This is a genomic window from Dyadobacter beijingensis DSM 21582, from assembly GCF_000382205.1.
Lineage (GTDB): Bacteria > Bacteroidota > Bacteroidia > Cytophagales > Spirosomataceae > Dyadobacter > Dyadobacter beijingensis.
The window spans coordinates 333,809-355,076 of record NZ_KB907789.1 but is presented as its reverse complement, the minus strand read 5'-3'; the positions used below and the strand labels follow the sequence as shown (position 1 = coordinate 355,076).

Sequence of the window (21,268 nt, the reverse complement as noted above, 5' to 3'; positions counted from 1 at the left end):
GCAACCTGATTTCAGCCACTAATTCCGCCTGGGCAATGTCAATGAGAGGACCGATTATTTCAATAGAGGACGACGTCGACGATCAATTCCTGATCAAGAGCGTGGTAGAGGAGCTCGACATACCGAATGACCTGTTGTTTTTCAGCAATGGCGTGGATGCGCTGCTTTACCTCGAGACGACGCGCGAGCAGCCGTTCCTGATCATTTGCGACATTAACATGCCGGTGATGAACGGCCTGGAACTGCGCGAACGCATCGATCGGAACGAGTACCTTCGGAAAAAGTCGATCCCGTTCGTATTTCTCAGCACAGCCGACAATCCGCATGTGATCGAAACCGCCTATGATTCCACCATTCAGGGCTTTTTCAAGAAAGAAAATAGCTTCGAAGATCTCAAAAGCAGGATCAGGGTGATATATGACTACTGGTTCTATTGCCTGCATCCAAACCAATATCATTGATCCCCGGGTTAAAACCCGGGGCCAGGGATTTGCTGGATGATATTTTTTGATCTCCGGTTAAGCCGGAGGCTAACCATTACTTTAACCGCGGGTTTCAACCCGCGGGCGATGCCATGAAACGAATACTGATAATCGACGACGAGGAAAAACTGAGAGGCCTCATGAGCCGCGTGATCAAGCTGGAAGGCTTTGAGGTGATCGAAGCGGGCGATGTGAAAACTGCCTGGAAAAAGCTGGATCAATCGGACATAGACGTCGTACTTTGCGATGTGAAGCTTCCGGATGGCAATGGGGTCGAGTTTTCGGGGGCTTTGAAAGAGAAATACCCGACCATCGAAGTGATCCTGCTGACGGCCTACGGCAACATCCCCGACGGTGTGCAGGCGATCAAAAACGGCGCGTTCGACTACATTACCAAGGGCGACGATAACAGCAAGATTATTCCGCTTCTCTACAAGGCAGTGGAAAAAACGGAGCTGAACCGCCGGGTGGTAAACCTGGAAAAGCAGCTCGGCGAGAAGCTTTCATTTGACGCCATTATCGGTAAATCCAAAAAATTGCAGGCCTGCATCGACCTCGCACGCCGCGTGGCGCCCACGGACACGACCGTGCTGCTCCTCGGCGAGACAGGCACCGGCAAGGAAGTTTTCGCCCAGTCGATACACCAGGCGAGCAGCCGGGCCAAAAAATCGTTTGTGGCCATTAACTGCTCGGCATTCGGCAAAGATTTGCTCGAAAGCGAGATGTTCGGGCACAAGGCGGGTGCATTTACGGGTGCTACACGGGATAAAAAAGGCCTTTTTGAAGAAGCCAGCAACGGTACGATATTCCTGGACGAAATCGGGGAGCTGGCGCCGGAGTTGCAGGCGAAGCTGCTGCGCGTGCTGGAATCGGGCGAATTTATCAAAATCGGCGAGACGCATCCGACGAAGGTGAACGTCCGCGTGATCGCCGCCACCCACCGCGACCTGCCTAAGCAAATTGAAGCCGGAGAATTTCGCAGTGACCTCTATTACCGGCTTTCGGTGTTCCAGATCACACTTCCCGCATTGCGGGAGCGGGCGTCGGACATCGGCGCGCTTGCAAGCAGCTTCGCGGCGCGGTTTGCACTGAAAACCAATAAAAAAATCACGACGCTTTCACCCGATTTCATCAATGCGTTGGAAAAAAGCCCCTGGAACGGGAACATCCGCGAGCTCAAAAATGTGATCGAACGGAGCGTCATCCTCACCGACGGCCCGGTACTCGGCATCGAAAGTCTTCCGTTTGAAATGCAGAACCCGCGCCAGGAAAGCGGCAGCGGCAAAAATATGTCGGCATTCTCCCTGGCCAGCGCCGAAAAGCTGCATTTACAAAAAGTGCTCAACTACACCAATGGCAACAAAGCCGAAGCCGCGCGCCTGCTGGAAATCGGGATTGCTACGTTGTACCGGAAGATCGACGAGTACAAGCTCTGACAAGTCCGGCATTTCATTTTGAGAAAGCAGCTTATCGTTTTGATAGGCTTTTTTTGTGGGTACTTCCGTTTGGAGTTTATAAGGCGTTGAAAAGTAGTCAATTAAGAGCTCCGAGACATACAGGTATGAAGGTGGTAATGGCTATGCATATTTTAGAAACAGATCAAGCTATTTCAGCCATGTTTACCCAACTACAAATCATTAACCTGCTTAAAAATGAGCTTCCTGTCCTGGCCGGTGCGGATTGCGCGGCAGTATCATCGCATACTTTCAATTCTATCCATTCATCAATCCATTACCTGTCGGCTTGCACAAAGAACACCGTGGAACACCGGCACTTCCCGGCGGCAAGAAAATGCTTCGCCCTCGCCGAAAAAGTGTACCGGGAAGGGGACGCCATGGTGAAGTTGCTCATCGAAAATGTGTTCGTATATGCCAATGTGTGGACGCGCGCCCGCAATGCCGTATCACCGATGCCGGCCGATATAGTGCCCGATGTTCTGTACAAAATTCATATGAAACAACTCAACGACAGCGGCTGCTGAACCCGATGTGTGCTGCAACGCCGAAATCTGCGCCGACGGCCGCGCAGCGGCTTTTAAATGACGGGCCTTCTTCCGACATTGACCCCGTAATTCTTTCCTGAAATGAAGATCAAAACCAAACTGAGGCTAAGCATCGGCCTGCTTTTCGCGATGATCACCGTGCTTGCCGCGGTGGGCATCAGGCAGGTAAGCCTGCTGTCGGCCGATTCCCGCAATATCGTCGTTGCAAACCATAACTCGCTGGATTACAGCCGCAAAATGCTCCACGCGCTCGACGAGCTGGAAGTGCACGCCGGTGCGCTCGATGTGTTCAAAAAAAATCTGGAAGCACAGCAAAAGAACGTCACGGAGATCGGTGAAAAGGAACTGACGGCCCAGCTGACGAGCCATTTCGAAAGGCTCCGCACGAATGTGCGCGACAAAGAAACGATCGCACAAATCCGTAACGATGTCCTCGAAATTATGAGCGTCAACCTCGACGCCATCCAGCGCAAAAGCCAGGTCGCGGACCAAACTGCGAAAAGTTCGATGGTGTGGATCGGTATTACGGGCACATTGTGCTTTATCGTGGCGTTCACGCTGTTTGTAAACCTGCCGGGCAACATTGCCAACCCCATCCGCGAGCTCACTGAAAGTATCCGGCAGATAGCCAATGAGAACTACAACGAGCGCGTGCATTTCGGCTCGCGCGACGAGTACGGGCAGCTGGCGCAGAGCTTCAATACCATGGCCGAGAAGCTGGAAGAGTACAACAGCAGCAACCTCGCGAAGCTGATGATGGAGAAAAAGCGCGTGGAAACGCTGATCGACAATATGCATGATCCCGTCATCGGGCTGGACGAGAACCGGAAAGTGATCTTCGCCAACGAAGAAGCACGGAAAGTGACCGGCCTGTCAGCCGCCGAGCTGGTTGGAAGGAATGCGACCGACGTGGCTTTGCACAACGACCTCGTACGTTCCTTAGTGAAGGATATTTTTGATCCAAGGGCCAAAAGCAATGTACCAACGGCACCGGTGAAGATCTATGCCGACGGTAAGGAAAGCTATTTCGAGCAGGAATATGTGGACATTGCGATCGTGCCCACGGGAGAAATGCAGCCAAGCTCGATCGGTCACGTGATCATTCTGCGGAATGTGACGCCCTACAAAGAGCTGGATTTCGCCAAAACCAATTTCATCGCCAATGTTTCGCACGAGCTGAAAACGCCTATTTCTTCCATTAAGATTACATTGGACCTCCTGCGCAACGAGCGCGTCGGCGATACGAACGAGGAACAACGCGGCCTGCTCGACAGCATTCGCGAGGACGCCGACCGCCTGCTGAAAATTACCGGCGAACTGCTGAATATCACCCAGGTAGAAAGCGGAAAAATACAGCTCAATATCGCCGGCACCTCGCCGCGCGAAATCGTGCAGTATGCCATCGCCGCCAACGAAATGCAGGCCGAAAGCCGCGATATCCGCTTGCAGGTGGAGGAAAACGAGATCCATACCCCCGTGCTCGCCGATTCGGAAAAGACGGCATGGGTGCTTACAAATCTCATTTCCAATGCGATACGCTACTCCTACGACCATTCCATTATCCGCATTTCGCTCGAAGAGCATGAACAGGGAGTGCGCATTGCTGTGACGGACAGCGGCCAGGGTATTTCGCAGGAATATAAAGAGAAGATTTTCGACCGGTATTTCCGTGTTCCCGGATCGTCGCGGGAAGGTACCGGCCTGGGCCTGGCGATCAGCCGGGAATTTATGGAGGCCCAGGACGGTACGCTTACGGTGGAAAGCGAGTTGGGGGCGGGGAGTACGTTTACGATCGGGCTTAAAAAGGCCGTGTAGGCGTTACTCGATCACCCGCACGCCTACGTATGAGGACGCGTCGCCCGAGAGGTAAACCCGGTGCGTCGCCTTTTGGAAATCCGCTTCCGTTGCTTTGTAAATGTTGACAAATTTCTGGGGGCTGCGGTCGACGAGCGGAAACCACGAGCTTTGCACCTGTACCATGATCTTGTGCCCTTTCTTGAAGCGGTGCGCGGCGTCCTGCATATCGAATTTCACGTTTTCGACCTTACCCGGCGCCATCGGCTCAGGTTTGGAGAAGCTTTTGCGGAACTTAGAACGCATCACTTCGCCCCGTACCAGGAGCTGGAAGCCACCCATTTTCATGTTTGGGTTAATGGGGCTATCGTTCGGTGCGTCGCCGGGGTACACGTCGATCAGTTTTACGACAAAGTCGGCGTCGGTGCCGGTAGTCGATACGAACAGGTCTGCGAACACGTTGCCGGAAATCGTCACATCTTCTTTCAGAACCTCCGACTCGTACACGAGTACATCCGGGCGTGAGGCGGTGAAGCGCTGGTCTTCATACATAAAATCGCTGCCGCGGATAATGCGGATCTCGGAGGTGTACGGCACCGGTTTGTCGGGATCGCTGAGGTATTCGTGGAATGCCGGTTTGCCGCCCATTTGCATGGTCGTCATCGTCGGCGAGAACGACAATGTGCCGTCAGGGTGCAGGTACAGCTTCTTTTCTACCGTGTTTTTGGGCGGCCATTGGTCGTATTTGCGCCACTCGTTCGCGCCGGTTTCGAAAATGTATGCTTTGGGCAGTTTCGGATCGGGCTGGTCTTTCAGGTAATGGTTAAACACAGGCAACTCGATCTCTTGTTGGTAAAAATTACTCGTTTTGGCCCCGAAACGGATATTTCCGAGAGACTCGCCCGTACCGCGCGCCCAGCCCCCGTGAATCCAAGGGCCCATAATGAGCCAGTTGGGCGTTTGCGTATTTTGCGTGGAAACGGCCTGGTAGGTTTTGAGCGGTCCGTATAGATCTTCCTGGTCGAACCAGCCTCCCACGACCATCACCGCCGGTTTCACGTTCTTCAAATGCGGCACCGGGGTACGCGCTTTCCAGAAATCGTTGTAGGTTTCATTTTCCATCATCTGATTCCAGATGCGGTTCTGGCCTTTGAAAATCTGCGCGTCGAAATTCTTCAACGGCCCCATTTTCTTGTAAAACTCATACGAATCCGGCGTGCCGTAAGCGGAATACTGCGGCGTACCCTTCGGCGTAGGCGCTGGCCGCGGCGCACCATACGACGACAGGAATGCAAATGTGCCCATCAGGAAAAACGCGCCGTTATGGTGGCGGTCGTCGCCCATAAACCAATCGGTCACAGGCGCTTGCGGCGAGGCGATTTTCAAAGCGGGGTGCGCTTCCACGGCCGTCATCGTTGCGTAGTAGCCCGGTGCCGAAATGCCCCAGGTGCCTACTTTGCCATTATTTCCTTTGATGTTTTTGATGAGCCACTCAATGGTATCGTACGTGTCCGAGCTCTCGTCGATGTCGGATTTACTCTTTTTTGATGGGATGAATGGGCGGTAGGCCTCGAAATCGCCTTCGGACATATATTTCCCGCGCACATCCTGGTACACGATAATGTAGCCGTCACGCGCGAAGAGCATGCTTGGCCCGAGCTGTGTTTTATACAAATCCTCTCCATAGGGCACAACACTATACGGCGTACGGTTGAGCAGGATCGGGTAGGTTTTACCGGCGGAAATGTCTTTGGGGACATAAATGGAGGTAAACAGCTTGACGCCGTCGCGCATCGGCACCTGCCGTTCCATCTTCGTGTAATGCGTGCGGATGTAGAGGGAATCTTCTTTCGGAGCGGTTTGCGCGGAGGCGTTTCCGCAGATTAGGACCAGCAGCAGGACGGCCGCCAGCCAGCCCGATGCCTCTTTCAAGGAGTGAAGTAATGTGTTTTTCAAGACGGTTGCAGGATTAGTTTTTAGCCAATTTAATATAAAAACCTTCAAATATGGCCTTCGGACGCGTATTAATGGCAATTGGCATAGCCATTCATCACAAGATCGTTGCATTTTGCAAACCAGTACTGTATATTGCATAGTACCTTGTAAAACAATTTTTAGCCATGAAAATGAAGTACCTTTTAAGCGCATTGGCCATTGCCGCATTGCTCACATCCTGCCGCCATTCAGGCGAAACTTACATTAAAGTGAAGGACACGGACGATTATTACCGTTTTTCGGCCGCCTTCAATGAGGATTTGTCGCCGCGGATCGGGAAGTTCATCAGCGAGGAGGTGTCGCCGATTCATATCAACCCGGAAATTGATTCCAAAGTCATCACGGTACTCAGCGATCAGACGAAGCTCACCGTGGAGACGTCGCCGGGGGAAGTGATGGTTTTTCTCAAAAAGGACGAGAACGGGCCCGCCTCCTACCACCGGGTGAAGAATATGTGTGAGGGGATCAAGGAGATTATCGGGGGAAAATAGCCGCAAGAATGCCATCGGGCGACCGAGGACCTATGTCCAAAAATTTCTATTTTTGGCTTATCCATCGGACTGGTTACAAATGACTTCGAACGCATTCAGCGGTTTTTACCACAAACACAGGCAGGAGATCCTCTACGGGGTATCGCTTGCTTTGTTGTTGTTCCTGCTCAGATGGCTGGAATTGCGGTTCCTGATCCTCGACCATATCATCGAAATCTACGTCGGCGCCATTGCCCTGCTCTTTACCGGGCTGGGCATCTGGCTGGCGCACAAGCTCACTACGCCCAAAGTCGAAACGCGGATCGTGGAGCGCGAGGTTTTTGTGACGGCGGGAGGGGAGTTTACCGTCAACGAAGGGGAGCGGATGCGGCTCGGAATCAGCCAGCGCGAGCTCGAAGTATTGCAGCTTGTGGCCCAGGGCCTGAGCAACCAGGAAGTGGCCGAGCGGCTGTTTGTGTCGCTGAATACTGTGAAAACGCATTCGTCACGGATATTCGAAAAGCTGGAAGTACGCAGCCGTACCCAGGCCGTGGAACGTGCAAGGCGGCTGCGGCTCATCGCCTGAAAGCAGGGGAAGATGTCAGGTATTGTCGGGTGTTGGTAGGAATTGCTGTATGACACCACTTGACTTAATGACTACTCCGGAGATAAAAGGTAGATATCTTCAAGACCCCAAAACGCTAAATCACCCGAAAGTATGACGCGAAAACGGCCATCGCACTTCAATTTCGCAGTATTATCGGACAACTAATCAAATTGATATGAACAGGATTATCGTTATCTGCGGATTGATTTCGGGTGTGGTGGTATCGACTTTCATGGTCGCGTCCATGGCGGTTTGCTACCAGAAGGAGAGTTTCGAAGGCAATATGCTGCTGGGCTACGCCGCCATGCTGCTGTCGTTTTCCCTGGTTTTTGTGGGGATCAAAAACTACCGCGACAAGTACAGCGGCGGCTCGGTGTCTTTCGGAAAGGCATTTAAGATCGGGCTGTACATTACATTGGTTGCCTCGACGGTGTATGTGATCGTCTGGCTGATCGACTACTACTTTTTCATCCCCGACTTTATGGACAAATACACGGCGCATTTGCTGAAAGAGTTCCAGGCCAAGGGCCCGACGGCTGCCGAGCTCGATGCCAAGGTGACCGAGCTGGCCGGGTATAAGGAAATGTACCAAAGCCCGGTGATGGTGATCCTCTGGACGTACGCCGAAATCCTGCCGGTAGGGCTGGTGGTCACGCTCATTTCCGCATTGATCCTTAAAAAGCCAGGGGCAGACGCGCGGCCGGCTTAGCGGAGATTGATCAGTTTAAAACTAATACTACGAAAAAGGGTTTGTGTTTCGAAGGTTTTTAGCTATAATCGCCTGAAAATCTTTAAGTAACACAAACCCTTCCACTTTGTGAAAAAAATCTACCTCCTGCTAGTAGCATTGCTGCCGCTTGCCAGCTGGGCGCAATGCCCCACCGATCTCGTCATCAACGATCAGGCTACGCTCGACAATTTCGTCACGAACAATCCCGGCTGCGTCAATTTGCCGGGTAATCTGGTTATTGAAGGGGCTGATATTGTGGATATTGGTGCCCTAAGCACGCTCACGAGCGTCGGCGGGAGTATCACCGTCCGCAACAATGCGCTGCTTACTACGCTTACCGGCCTTGGGAATATCGTTTCGGCTGGTTCTTCGGTGAAAATATATAGTAATCCGTTACTCGAAAACCTCGACGGGCTGCAAAGCCTCACGGCAGTGACGGGCAGTCTCGTGATCGATACGAATGCCGTGCTGAAAAACGTGGCGGGAATCAGGAATGTCGTTTCCGTGGCCGATTCGCTTGTGATTGCCATGAGCGATTCGCTGAAATCGATCGGCGACCTCACAATCGCTTCGGTGGGCTCGGTCGTTGAGATTTATAATAACCCGGCATTGGAAAGTCTGGCGGGGCTCGAAAGCCTTACCGCGGTGCCCGGCGACCTCATCGTTGACGGCAATCTCATCCTGCAAGACCTGGCCGGCATCGCGAATATCAGCTCCGTCGGCGGCTCGCTGATCATCGGCACCACCGATTCGCTGAGGTCCATGACCGATCTTGGTATCGTGACGGTGGGAAATGCCTTGCGCATCGGGTATAATAATCAGCTTGCTTCGCTGGCCGGGCTGGAAAATATCACACAGATCAATGGGGACCTGGAAATTACCAATAACCTTGTTATCAAAAGCTTAACTGGGTTGGAGGGGCTGGTTTCCGTCGAGGGGAATGCTTACGTCGATTTCAACGACAGCCTCGTGAACCTGCAAGGCCTCAATCAGCTGACGTCCATTGGCGGGGAGCTTTTCCTGGAATATGACCTGATGCTGGAAAGCCTGAGCGGTCTGGAACAGCTGGCTTCGATCGGCAGCCATCTCACCATTGCCGATACCGATTCACTGACGGACCTTTCGGCGCTTGCTAACCTGTCGTCGGTCGGAGGCGGATTTTATTTGTTTGGTAACCTGGTGCTTAAGTCGCTGGACGGGATGCAGAATGTGCCGTCGTTCGGCAATGAAATGGTGATCACATTCAACCCTTCGCTAGAAAGCCTGGATGGATTGGACGGCTTGACTTCCATCGGCGATCTCGGTGCGCAGATCGTTTTCAATTTTTCATTAAAAAACCTGGACGGATTGTCCTCTCTGAATGCGATCGACGGCGATTTGATGATATTGTACAACTTTGCGCTGTCGAGCATTTCCGGGCTGGGTAATCTCCAATCGCTGGGGACCGGGGGCGCGCTGGTCGTCGTAGCAAACGACTCCCTGCCCGATCTTCAGGGGCTAGCCGGCCTCACGACCGTGTACCAGCTTTTCGTGGAAATGAATCCCAGCCTAAAATCCCTGTCGGGCCTGGATAACCTCATTTCGATCACCGATTCTTTGTCGATTTCTTATAACGACAGCCTCGCCAACCTGGATGGCCTGGCTGCATTGCAAAGCATTGGCGGCGGGTTGCTGATGACCGAGGATTCGCTGCTGACATCGCTTGCCGGCCTGAGCAGCCTGAACTCGATCGGCGGGACGATCACGATCGTGGACAATGCGGTATTGGAAACCTGCGCGACGACGAAGTTTTGCTACATCCTGAAAACAAAAGCATTCGAAGATGTCCTGATCGAAAACAACCTGGGCAACTGCGGGACGCGAGAAATGGTAGACCTCGCTTGTATCCAGCTACCGGTCACATTGATTTCTTTCTCGGTAAAAAAGGAAGGACGAACGGCGAGACTGGAATGGTCCACGAGCGAGGAAACCAATAGCGATTACTTTGAAATTCAACGAAGCAATAACAGCGGCAAGTCGTGGGTGGCAGTAGGTAAAACGGCAGCTGCCGGAGAAAGTGCCGTCGTAAAAGCCTACTCTTTTATCCATTCAAATCCACTGAACGGCATTAACCTGTACCGGCTTAAAATGGTGGACCAGGCATCAGGCGGCAATGCGGGTGCATTCGCATTGAGCAGTATTCAATCGGTACGTTTCGATGAGATTCCGGTTTTGGAAATATACCCCAATCCGGTAGCCGCCAGCCTGATCGTCCGGCCTGTGAACGGCATCATCCGGGAAGTTGCATTGTACAATGCGGCCGGCAAATGCGTGGTCGTGCGATCGCTGAATACGGTGTCGTCACGGCAACCTGCAACGATCGATACGAGCCATTTGCCGGGCGGGCTATATGTGGCCAAAGTCGCGTACGCGGACGGGGCCGTGCATACGGGCAGGTTTGTCAAGAAGTAAGCAGGTTAATGGATCGCCAGCTTTTTCACCGCGTTCCGGCCGTTTACGTTCACTTTTAACAAATAAATGCCCGCTCCGAGCTGGCTGGGCAGGAATGTGGCGGGCGTCTGGCTGATCGTCATTTTCCGCGTATCCAGCGTCCTGCCCGACACGTCGGTGAGCGTCAGTTCGGCTGTCTGCATCGTCTGCCCGGTCGTGCGGATCTGCATCTGTCCGGCCGACGACGGATTGGGAATGATTTCGATTTGCAGCGAAATGTCCGGCTCGGCGGCGAGGATCGGGTCGTTCAGCCTTACCGAAACTATCCGTGAGTAAATCGCGCGGCCATCCAGTGCCACGAGCGCGAGCCGGTAGTAGTATGTCGGGCCGGCCGGAAGTGTTTGCGCCTGGTCGTCGGAAAATGCGTAATTCCGCAGGACCTGCGAGTTGGTAAGGCCGGTGACTTTGCCTATTTCGGTGAAGTTTTGCCCGTCATTGGAGCGCTGGACGGCATAATGCGCCAGATCCGTTTCGGTCTCCGAGGACCATTTCACGGTAACTACATTTTGTGCACCCACCTCCGCCGTGAGGCTGACTAATTTCGCAGGATCGGCCAGGGGCACTTTGACATGGAATACATCCTGAATGCAATTCTTCGCATCCTTCACGATATAGTCCGCTGATTTGGCCGGCGTTACGGTAATAGAGCGCGTTTTAGAACCATTATTCCAGACATAATCCCCTATAAATGAAGCTTTCAGCTCGATGGACTGGTCCCGGACGAGCTCGTGTGTAGTTTCCCTGTTCACGCCCTTTTCCATTGTAAACTGGTCGCGGATGATACCGTCGGCGGCAATCCACTTCAAATCCAGCCGGTTGGCTTCTACTTCGAGCATCAGCGCCCCGCCGTGCTCGGCGTCGGAATGGTACATAGCCTTGTGCGGGAAGTCGGGCTTGGGATTGCCCAGCTGCCCGCCCGAACCGGCCACCACATATACCGTCCCGGGGCTTTGCGGGCTGTTTTTAATGTAAGGGCACGATTTGTCGGAACCATCATACCGGGCGGAAGAGGCATCGATGACGTGTTTGGAGGCGTCGAATGTGCTGCTGTACCCGTAATGCCCGCCCATCAGGCGCGAGCGCTCGTACACGTGGCTGTGCCCGCAGATGATCAGGTCTACGCCCAGGCGTTCGAGAATGCGGATGAAGTTCTGGCGGATGGCCGTCATTTCCGGGTCGCCGTCCGATTCGCGCGAGCCTTTCGAATAGGGCGGATGGTGCCAGTACGCGACTACCCAATCCTTGTTTTTATTGGCCGCGAGATCCTTTTTGATCCATTGCACCTGCCGGCCGAGCGTATCGTAAAGCCGCGTCGAATTATCCTCCCGGCCGTACGAATCGAGGGAAAGAAAATGCACATTTCCATAATCGAACGAATAGAACGATTCCGTGCCCGAAGGCTCGCCGCCTGCTTCGCCTTTGGTCGGCATGGTGAAAACGTCATAATACGGTACCTGGTGGTCGTCCTGGCGTGCGGGATTGTCGTTGTCGTAATCGTGGTTGCCGGGAGAGGGGAAGAGCGGGTAATGTTTGAGCAGGTTATCCTTGTAGCGGTTAAAAAAATTGGACTGGTACTCGGCATCACGGCCGAAGGAATAGGCGTTATCGCCCAGCAACAGCCACGCATTCATGTAATTGGAGCCGAGATAGCCCATCATTCTCGCCCTCACCTCGTCCTGGATCACGGAATTGGTGCCGCAGTCGCCCAACAGGCCGAAGCGGTATTTGCCGGGCTTGCCCGCCACGGCGGCGGTTTGGAAATAGTTGTCGTCGCCGGACTGCAATGTTCCGCTTTGCGAACCAATGGAATAGTAATAGCGCGTCTCGGCTTGCAGACCCGTGATTTTCACCTCGTGCTCGGTCTTCGGGGTATTGTCGGTAAATGTCTGCCCGAGCGACTGTGAATTGCTCCCGATTTTGACGACGGAGTCCGACGGCTTATCGGTACGCCAGCGGATGACGATGCTCGTGGGCGTGGCCACTTGCAGGTACGGGCCGCGCAGGAGGGTGCCCTGGCCGTGGGCGGCGATCGATGTCAGGAAAAGGAGGAAGGCGAGTAAATATGTTTTCATAGACGGTCGGTGAGCGAATGTAAAAAGGCAATGATGTCGGATTTTTCCTCGTCCGAAAGATTCAACGGTGCAGCGGGCAATGTCTGGTCGGGAATATCGAGGCCGAGGCCCGCGCCGCCGCCTTTGTCGTAAAACTCCATCACCTTTTCCAGACTTCCAAACGAACCGTTATGCATATAGGGAGCGGTTACGGCGGCATTCCGGACGGTGGGTGTTTTGAATGCGCCGCGGTAGTAGGGGGTAGGCCGGGTTTCGAAGCGCCCCTGATCGGTGTCTGGTTTGGGGTTCACCAGATCTTCCGTTAGGGTGGTACCCAGGATCTCAAACTCCGTGAGCGTGTACGTGGGCGGAATGAGGCCATTGAAAAGCGGCGCGAAATGGCACGTACCGCATTGCGCCTTGCCCATAAACAGGTTGAAACCATTCACCTGCCGGCCGTTCAGCGCGTTTTTATCCCCTGCCAGGTAGCGGTCGAAATCGGAGCGGAAGGGGTGCAACGTGCGCACGTAGGCGGCAATGGCTTTGTAGATCACGGTATCGTTCAAGGTCCTGCGATGTGGCGCCACCTCGCGGATCAGACGGCGATAGGGCTGTTTTCTGGCCATTTTCCGGATCAACTCGGCGGGTCGGCCGTTCATTTCAAGGCTGTCGTGGATCACGGTACGGACCTGGTCTTCCAGGCTTTTGGAGCGCCCGTCCCAGAACTGCGCGTGCTGGAATGCACTATACAACAGGGAAGGCGCATTACGGCGTACCGCCTGGCCGGGGTGAATGCCGATGCTTTTGGGCAGGCCGTCGGTAAAATGCAGGGCCGGGTTATGGCAGGAGGCGCAGCTGCGGGTGCCGTTGGCGGATAGGCGCGTTTCAAAAAACAGCATTTCTCCCAGTTTCGCCCATGCAGAATCCCCGGTTTTATGTTGGGCAAAAGCGGCCGGCGTGAATGCATCGGGACTGAAAATGTTTTTGGCCCGATAATTCAAAACACCTTTTTCATTGATTTCCAGACCCATTCGGCTGATCATCCGGCCGAGGTGTTCCTGCAAGGGCAATGCATATCGGGTCAGAAAGTACAACCGGTCGAATGTGTCGAAATTGTTGTTTTTGGCTAACAAAACCTGGCAGCTTGCCAGAAACTTCCATACGATGTCATCCTTGGCATGCGCCATGTAAGGTTTCAGCACGGCGTCGATCACCATCAGCGACTCTCGCCCTTCTTCCAGCCCGCTTTTCAGCAGCGGCGCGTCGAAACCGGTAATACTGAGCGTTATAACCCTGATCAGTTCCAGGCGCACGCTTTCCAGCACCTGCGCGTCGGTGGCTTTGAAATGGTAGAGCAATGCGGGCAAATCCTCCGCCGATGTTTCCAGGAAGCGGCATTGTTGCAGGAGCTCCGCCTGATGCGTGGCGGGGTCGTCGAACAGCAGCGCTTCGATGTATTGCAGGCCGGTCGGTGCGGCATATTCGAGGTGTGGTTCCTCGATTTCGTTCTTCGGCGGGCGGTTGTAAATGCGGGAAGAGGTAAAAAAGAAGTATTCCAAAAAGAAGGCAATGCGCTTGTAGGCCACACGTGCATCTTTCAGCTTTTCCTTCGCGTTTTCAATGCTACGGGCATCGGTAGAATCGATTAGCTCCACAGCCATGCGCATTTCCTTCGTGCGCGCGGCGAACGCCCGGGCGTCTGTGCGGAAAAGTTCGGTGCAATTGTCCACGCCGATCGACCGCTCTTCCGATGCGGCGGCAAGCAGTAGCAGCGCCATACACAATGCAAGGACTTTCCGCATCGGGGAAAAGGGTTTGGGAAACGACGCAAGATACGAAACGGCTTTGAAACCGGTACGGGCAACTGTCGCGAATAAAACTTAAATTGCCGCCTCTGACCCATTCCCGGATTACGCATGCACGGTTCATTTCCCCGGCTCGACATTGGCCCGCTTTCCGAATACCGCGAAGACCATTTTATGATCGCGCGTTTTTCGGACTATGTTCACGAACACCAGAGCCTGGTTTTTCCGCACCGCCACAGCTTCTACCACCTGGTACTTTTCACCGAAGGCAGCGGGAGGCATACCATTGATTTTCACCATTTTCAAGCCGAGCCCGATCAGATTTACTTTATGATCCCCGGTCAGGTACATACCTGGGATTTTGAAGCGGGTATGGAAGGTTATGTCGTCAATTTTTCGGATTCGTTCTTTACATCGTTCCTGCTACAACCCGAATACCTCGATACCTTCTCGTTTTTCGACCAGGATAGCAGTAATAATGTGCTCAAAATCAGTGAGAATGTAAGGGAGCGTATTGGGCAGCTTTTTGAAGAACTGCTCGCGCAGAATGCGCGTGCTACCCATTGGCGGGATGATATGGTGCGGGTTCTGCTCCTGCAAATTTTTCTGATTATCGAACAAAGCGATGCGGTAGATCGCAGGAAAAGCGCGGCGAAAGGGAAGAATGCGACGGTTAGGAATTTCATCCGCCTCATCGACAAGCATTACGATAAGGTGCGGCTGCCCGGCCAGTATGCCGACATGCTCAACGTGACGCCCAACCACCTCAATGCATTGTGCAAGGAACACATGGGGATGCAGGCCGGCGAACTGATCCGCAACCGGATCGTGCTGGAAGCGAAACGGTTACTGATCAATCTGGATCTGACCGTTTCGGAAATCGCTTATAGGCTGAATTTCAATGACAATTCTTATTTCACCAAGTTCTTCCGGAAAGAGACCGGCATGACGCCGGAAGATTTCCGGAAGAGCCCGGCTATATGACCGCTCCCTAGGACGATTGTTCCTCCGACGGGATCGGCTTGATAAACAATGCGAGCCACGTTCTGCGCGCCATGCGGTAGAAAAGCGGGGTCAGGATGACGAGGATCGGGATGATGCTTACGAGGAAATAGTCGAGATATTCTCGGAAAAGGTTAACAAAAATCAGGAAGAAGATCACCATAAACGCCACGTAAAATGCGTAGCTGATGTACAATGCTCCCTGATAGAAACCCGGCTCCGGCACGAAATCGGCACCGCAGTGCGAGCAGTAGCGGTTCATTTTGTCGAAATTCCGGAGGTTATAGGCGCTTTTGGTGATGAAAAAATCACCCTGGCCGCATCGGGGGCATTTGTTGAATAAAACGCTGTATATTTTGTTGGGCTTTGCCATGATCTTACTGTTTTAAACGCACTACAAATTTCCTCACAAACCAGTTTAAAAAGAAAGACTGAATCCTGCTTTTATGGTATAAATCAACGATTGCTTCCGAAACCTAGCCCAGACTATTGATGAATGCGGCCATTTGGATGGTGTTCAGCACGTGGTCTGTCCGCAAATGCGTCATGGCATAGTGTGGCATGAAAGGCATCTGCGCCGTGTCGGGATCCTGCACAACAGCCGTGCCACCGGCATTTTTAATGGCGGCCAAACCCTCGGTACCGTCCTCGTTGGCGCCGGAAAGCAGGATACCGACCAACCCGCGGCCATACACCTCCGCCGCCGACTCGAAGGTAACGTCGATGCTTGGCCTGCTGAAATGTACTTTTTCCGAATAGTCGAGCGAGAACGTGCGGTCGTGTTCAATGAGCAGATGGTAATCGGCAGGGGCAAGGTAAATGGTGCCCGGCACAATGGGCTCCTTGTCCTCGACCTCGTGCGTAGGGTTCAGCGTCTTGGAACCCAGCAGGTCGGAAAGCGACGAATCGCCCGAACTGCGGCGGTGCAGGATCAATGCCAGTGGGAAAGGCAGGTCGGTGCGCAGAAGCGGAAGCAGTTTGAAAAGTACTTCCAGACTGCCGGCCGAGCCGCCGATCAGCATGAGTTCACAGGTAGCGGTCAGGAGATTTTCTTCCATATTTTTTCCCTGTTCAGTTGCTTGTACTTGTTTTGTACAACCGAAAATTTCAACGTTTCCTTCGTACCCAGCGCCAGATATCCCAATGTTCCCAGGCTTGCGTCAAAAAGCTGCAAAACCCTGTCCTGCAAATCTTTATCAAAGTAAATAAGCACATTTCGGCACAGGATCAGGTCAAATTCGTTGAACGAACTGTCGGACACGAGGTTATGCGTCGAAATGATGATCTTCTCGGAAAGCTCGGTATCAAACTTCGCCTGGCCATATTGCGCCGTGTAATAACCCGAAAAATCATGGGTACCGCCCGAAGCAATGTAGCTTTCGGAGTACTGCTTCATCGAATTAAGCGGGAATATGCCTTTTCTGACCTTTTCCAATACGCTGGGGTTGAGGTCGGTAGCGTACAGGAGCGACCGCCGCAGCAGGTTCGCTTCTTTGAGCAGGATCGCCATCGAATACACCTCCTCGCCCGTGGAGCAGCCCGCGTGCCATACGCGTATGAAGGGTTTGGTGCCCAGTACGGGCAGCACATCTTCGCGCAATGACTTGTAAAATGCCGGATCGCGGAACATTTCCGTCACATTCACCGTGATTTCCTCGACGAACCTTTTGAGGTAGGCGGGATCGTTGCGGACGCGGTACCGGAGCTCGGCGAAGCTCGGGAATTTGTCGAGCGAGCACAGCCGCACCACGCGGCGTTTCAGGGAAGCCCTTGAATACCGCGTAAAATCGTATCCATAAAGATCGAACAGGTCGTTCAGCAAAAGATCGATGTCATCCTCTTCTATCATGGATTCAGATAGCGCTAAGTATTCTCAATAGCTTGTCGACATCGATCGGTTTGGAAATGTAATCGTCGGCCCCGGCCTCGAAACATTTTTCCCGGTCGCCCACCATCGCCTGCGCCGTCACCGCGATGACGGGCACCGATTGGCGGTTTTCGAGAATTTTAATGCGGGGAATGGCCTCGTAACCATCCATTTCCGGCATCATCATATCAATCAGCACGGCGTCCACCGCCTGAGGTGTAGACAGAATTTCCAGCGCTTCGGCAGCGCCGCCGCAGGAAATGCAGTCGAAACCCTTGGATTTCAGGGTCGCTTTGAGCGCGAAGATGTTGCGGGCATCGTCGTCGACGATCATGATCTTTTTCTTTTCCATCGTGAAGGGTCAGGATTTTTCGTAAAGCCAGACGCGCAGGAGCGACATCAGCTGATCAATATCAACCGGTTTGGTAATGTAGTCGGATGCGCCCGCATTGATGCATTTCTCGCGGTCGCCGGTCATGGCCTTGGCGGTCACGGCGATTACCGGCAGGTTGCGCCATTGCGGGTTTTCGCGGATGCGCTTGGCGGTTTCGTACCCATCCATTTGCGGCATCATCATGTCCAGCAGCACCACATCCACGCCGGGGTTTTCCTGTAATTTTTGTAGCGCCTCCTTGCCGTCCAGCGCCGTAATGACGTTCATTTTATAGTTTTCCAATGATTTGGAAAGTGAGAAAATATTCCGGACGTCGTCGTCGGCAATGAGTACTGTTTTGTTATTCAGGATCTCGCCCAGGCCGCCCAGCTTGCGCGCATCGGAGGTTTGGCGGGCATTTTTCTTGTTCTCTTCCACCACGTGCAGGAACAGGGATACCTCGTCGAGCATGCGCTGGTAAGAATGCGCGGTTTTCACGATGATCGAATCCGCATACTGTTTGATGCGCAATTCTTCGGTCATCGAAAGGCTTTTTCCTGTGAAAATAATGATCGGAATGTGCTCGAAACCAGGGTTTTTCTTCGCTTCTTCCAGCATATCATAGGCCTTCTTGTCGGGAATGCCCATGTCGAGGATCACACAGTCGACCTCGTTGTTCGACAACGCGCTGATGCCTTCGTTGATATCGCTTTTCAGCTCCGAATGGATTTCAAATGTGCCCAGGAAGTAGGCCAATGCCTTGGCATGCATCGAATTATCCTCGACGATCAGTACCTTTTTAGACTTTTTACTGATCACATATTCGATCTTCCTGAAAATTTCGTCCATCTTTTCTACCGCCACCGGTTTGTCGATGAAATCGATCGCGCCTTTTTGCAGGCTCTCGGTTTTCATCCGGTGCGACGACATGATATGCACCGGGATATGCCGTGTTTCGGGATCGTTTTTCAGCTGGTCCATCACCTCCCAGCCGCTTACGATCGGCAGCTGGATGTCTAGCAGGATACCCATCGGCCTGAACGTCCGCGCCAGTTCGAGGCCCTCGTCGCCACGGACGGCCACGATGCCTTTGTAACCCTGTTTGCGGGTATAATCCAATAGTGATTTGGCAAAAAACGTATCATCCTCGACGATCAGGATCGACTTGTCGTTCGCGCTGACCGTCAGCCGGTCGTCCGGGATGGCTTCCGGGATTATGGTGCTGATAAACCGGCTTTCCGGCTTGGCTGCCGTTTTCGGGAGTGATTCCTCCTGGTGGTTGCCGAAAATACTGGTCGTTTCGGTGTCGGTAATGCCATATAGCGGCCTGATCGGCACAAAAAGGGTAAACTCGCTCCCTTGGTTCACAATGCTTGTCAGTGATATTTCTCCCCCCAGCAGCTTCGCCAGTTCGCGGCTGATGGACAGCCCGAGCCCGGTACCACCGTACTTGCGCTTGGTTGAACCATCGGCCTGCTGGAATGCCTCGAAAATGTGCTGCTGTTTTTCAGGCGCTACGCCAATGCCCGTGTCGCGGACGGAAAAACACAACATTTTCTCATTGCCCTCGTGCACTTTTACGGCAATGTCCACTGAGCCGTGCGAGGTGAATTTCAATGCATTGGAAACGAGGTTTTTCAAAATCTGCTCCATCCGCATTTTGTCGGTTTCGAGGATCGGCGGTGTACCGTCGGCGATCGTCACCGAGAAATCCAAGCCCTTTTCGCGGGCAATGGGCGCGAAGAGGCCTTTCAGGTCGTCGCAAATCTCCTTCACGGAAACCGTCACGTAGTCGAGCTCCATTTTCCCCGCTTCGATTTTCGAAAGATCGAGGATTTCGTCGATCAGCCCCAGCAGCCCGTTCCCCGACGATTGGATCACCGTAGCGTATTCGATTTGCTCGGAGGTCAGGTTATCATCGTCGTTTTCGGACAATAGTCGGCTCAGGAGGAGGATCGAGTTCAGCGGCGTCCGCAGCTCGTGCGACATATTGGCGAGGAACTCGGATTTGTACCGCGTGGTCAGTTCCAGTTCTTCGGCTTTCTTTTGTATTTCAATGTTCTTTTCTTCCAGCAGGCCGCTTCTTTCCTCTAATTCCTCATTGGTCTGCTGCAATTCTTCCTGCTGCACCCGCAACTCTTCCTCCGACGCCTGCAATTTCTGCGACTGCGCTTCGAGTTCGGCATTCAGGTTTTCCAGTTCGTTATGCTGGGTCTGGAGTTCCTCGGCCTGGGCCTGCGTTTCTTCCAGGAAGTTCTGCAGTTTCACATAATCCAATGCCGAGTTGACGCCACTCGCCATGGTTTCCAGGTTGTCTTCCAGGAAGCGCATGGTCAGTTCCTCCGGCGTTTTCAGGAAGCCCAGCTCGATCACGCCAATGCATTCGTAGGAATATACCAGCGGCAGGATCGCCAGCGCCGCCGGGCTTGCCTCGCCCAGGCTGGATTTTACTTTGAGATAATTCTGGGGCACATCGCGCACGAGCAATGGCTTTTTCGTATCGATCACCTGGCCTGAAAGCCCTTGCCCGGCGGTAATCTCGGAAGGTGCCCCTTCCGCGGCAAAGCTGCCTGTTAATGTGAAATTCCAGTCGGTATCGAGGATGTAAATGGTGCCCAGGTGCGCGCCGGAATAGGCGGTAAGCGTATTGATCAGGTTCGAAGCGAGCTTTTTCAGCACACGCTCTCCCCGGATGGCGTCGTTGATCTGTACTTCGCCGGCTTGCAGCCAGTTCTGAATGCTCAGGTCGCTGAATGTCTGTTCGAGCGAGCCCGCCATGGAGTTCAATGCCGTGGAAATGCGGCCCAGTTCGTCGTCGGTATTGTCCCCGCTGCGGGCCGTGTAATCGCCGGCGGACACCCGCTGGGTCACCTGCTCGATGTGGCCGATGCGGCGGTTGGTATCGGCATATTTCTCTTCATCGAGGAGCTGCTGCGCTATGCGCTTGCTCATGTCTGCGCGAATGCGCAGATAGGATGAAATGGTGATCAGGATCGAAATCAGCGCTGCTGCTACGAGCAGGATAGGCGTGTATTTAATGTAGATCTGCTGTTGTTCCAGCCGATCGTTCAGCATCTTGGTTTCCTCTTGCTTAATGCGCTCGGTCGCCATGCGCAGATCGTCCATGATCTTCTTACCGCGGACCATTTCGCGCAGCCGGCTCTCGGTATCGCTCACGAAGTTGGCATTCTTCTTCGCCATATCGATGATATTCTGCATTTGCCCGAATTTCGCCTCGTACAAAGCTTTTACTTCCCGCAGGTTTTTCTGCTGGATCGGGTTGTCGGCTGTCAGTTCCAGCAGGTTGTTGTAGCTATCGGTCGTTTTTTCGTAAGCGCCCTCGTAAGGTTCCAGAAACTGCGATTCGGCCGTGATCAGAAAGCCGCGCTGCCCTGTTTCGGCGTCTTTCATGTGGGAAATGATCGCTTCCGCCTCTATCAGCACCTCATTGGTGTGGTTGACGAGCTCCGAATTGTTGATCAGCTTTTGCGTGCTGTAATACGACGCCAGAAGACTGAAAAACAGGAGCAGGATGGAAAACGAAAAAACGATCTGTAACTGCTGGATAATGGAATTGGAAACTTTCTTCATAGGTAAGGG

At 53.4% G+C, this 21,268-nt stretch carries 17 protein-coding genes; 9 read left to right on the top strand and 8 right to left on the bottom strand.

Annotation, left to right across the window (positions count from 1 at the left end):
* Positions 1-35: 35 nt before the first annotated feature.
* The 4 genes from H144_RS0120035 to H144_RS0120020 all read left to right on the top strand — a co-directional run bounded on the left by H144_RS0120035 (position 36) and on the right by H144_RS0120020 (position 4,299).
* Complete coding sequence (locus H144_RS0120035; RefSeq protein WP_026350855.1) at positions 36-461, top strand: response regulator; 426 nt, start codon at positions 36-38, stop codon at positions 459-461.
* A gap of 113 nt (positions 462-574) precedes the next feature.
* A complete protein-coding gene (locus H144_RS0120030) occupies positions 575-1,918 on the top strand; it encodes a sigma-54-dependent transcriptional regulator (RefSeq protein WP_019943887.1) in 1,344 nt (447 codons plus the stop codon).
* A 179-nt stretch (positions 1,919-2,097) separates the two neighbouring features.
* Positions 2,098-2,463 (top strand): DUF7674 family protein, encoded by a 366-nt coding sequence (locus H144_RS0120025; protein WP_019943886.1) that lies wholly within the window; start codon positions 2,098-2,100, stop codon positions 2,461-2,463.
* Positions 2,464-2,565: 102 nt separating this feature from the next.
* Positions 2,566-4,299, top strand: a complete 1,734-nt coding sequence (locus tag H144_RS0120020; RefSeq protein ID WP_019943885.1) for a HAMP domain-containing sensor histidine kinase — start codon at positions 2,566-2,568, stop codon at positions 4,297-4,299.
* A 3-nt stretch (positions 4,300-4,302) separates the two neighbouring features.
* Here the strand turns inward: H144_RS0120020 and H144_RS0120015 are convergent, their stop codons facing one another.
* Positions 4,303-6,234, bottom strand: a complete 1,932-nt coding sequence (locus tag H144_RS0120015; protein ID WP_229207949.1) for a CocE/NonD family hydrolase — start codon at positions 6,232-6,234, stop codon at positions 4,303-4,305.
* A 164-nt stretch (positions 6,235-6,398) separates the two neighbouring features.
* Between H144_RS0120015 and H144_RS0120010 the strand changes: the two genes are divergently transcribed.
* From H144_RS0120010 to H144_RS0119995, 4 genes are all read left to right on the top strand, one after another.
* A complete protein-coding gene (locus H144_RS0120010) occupies positions 6,399-6,764 on the top strand; it encodes a hypothetical protein (RefSeq protein ID WP_019943883.1) in 366 nt (121 codons plus the stop codon).
* A 52-nt stretch (positions 6,765-6,816) separates the two neighbouring features.
* Positions 6,817-7,329, top strand: coding sequence for a response regulator transcription factor (locus tag H144_RS0120005; protein ID WP_229207948.1), 513 nt, complete (start codon positions 6,817-6,819; stop codon positions 7,327-7,329).
* A gap of 196 nt (positions 7,330-7,525) precedes the next feature.
* Positions 7,526-8,059 carry a DUF4199 domain-containing protein gene (locus H144_RS0120000; protein WP_019943881.1) on the top strand — a complete coding sequence of 178 codons (534 nt, stop codon included), beginning with the start codon at positions 7,526-7,528 and terminating at the stop codon, positions 8,057-8,059.
* A 108-nt stretch (positions 8,060-8,167) separates the two neighbouring features.
* Positions 8,168-10,531, top strand: coding sequence for a T9SS type A sorting domain-containing protein (locus H144_RS0119995; protein ID WP_019943880.1), 2,364 nt, complete (start codon positions 8,168-8,170; stop codon positions 10,529-10,531).
* 5 nt (positions 10,532-10,536) lie between these two features.
* On the opposite strand, the gene H144_RS32280 is transcribed toward H144_RS0119995, so the two are convergent.
* The gene (locus H144_RS32280) at positions 10,537-12,642 is read right to left on the bottom strand and encodes a metallophosphoesterase (RefSeq protein WP_019943879.1); all 2,106 of its coding nucleotides are present in this window, start codon (positions 12,640-12,642) and stop codon (positions 10,537-10,539) included.
* Positions 12,639-14,423 carry a cytochrome-c peroxidase gene (locus H144_RS32275; RefSeq protein WP_229207947.1) on the bottom strand — a complete coding sequence of 595 codons (1,785 nt, stop codon included), beginning with the start codon at positions 14,421-14,423 and terminating at the stop codon, positions 12,639-12,641. Before H144_RS32275 ends, H144_RS32280 begins: the two co-directional genes overlap by 4 nt.
* Positions 14,424-14,537: 114 nt before the next feature.
* Here H144_RS32275 and H144_RS0119980 point away from each other — a divergent pair, with 114 nt between their 5' ends.
* Entirely contained in the window at positions 14,538-15,410 is an 873-nt protein-coding gene (locus H144_RS0119980) for an AraC family transcriptional regulator (RefSeq protein WP_019943877.1), read from the top strand.
* 7 nt (positions 15,411-15,417) lie between these two features.
* On the opposite strand, the gene H144_RS0119975 is transcribed toward H144_RS0119980, so the two are convergent.
* The 5 genes from H144_RS0119975 to H144_RS0119955 form a co-directional block, all read right to left on the bottom strand.
* Positions 15,418-15,801 (bottom strand): DUF983 domain-containing protein, encoded by a 384-nt coding sequence (locus H144_RS0119975; RefSeq protein ID WP_019943876.1) that lies wholly within the window; start codon positions 15,799-15,801, stop codon positions 15,418-15,420.
* A gap of 103 nt (positions 15,802-15,904) precedes the next feature.
* Entirely contained in the window at positions 15,905-16,486 is a 582-nt protein-coding gene (locus H144_RS0119970; RefSeq protein WP_026350854.1) for a chemotaxis protein CheB, read from the bottom strand.
* Positions 16,468-17,277, bottom strand: a complete 810-nt coding sequence (locus tag H144_RS0119965) for a CheR family methyltransferase (RefSeq protein WP_019943874.1) — start codon at positions 17,275-17,277, stop codon at positions 16,468-16,470. Before H144_RS0119965 ends, H144_RS0119970 begins: the two co-directional genes overlap by 19 nt.
* 4 nt (positions 17,278-17,281) lie before the next feature.
* Positions 17,282-17,647 carry a response regulator gene (locus H144_RS0119960; protein WP_019943873.1) on the bottom strand — a complete coding sequence of 122 codons (366 nt, stop codon included), beginning with the start codon at positions 17,645-17,647 and terminating at the stop codon, positions 17,282-17,284.
* Positions 17,648-17,656: 9 nt separating this feature from the next.
* A complete protein-coding gene (locus H144_RS0119955) occupies positions 17,657-21,259 on the bottom strand; it encodes a response regulator (protein ID WP_019943872.1) in 3,603 nt (1,200 codons plus the stop codon).
* Between the last annotated feature and the right edge of the window lie 9 nt (positions 21,260-21,268).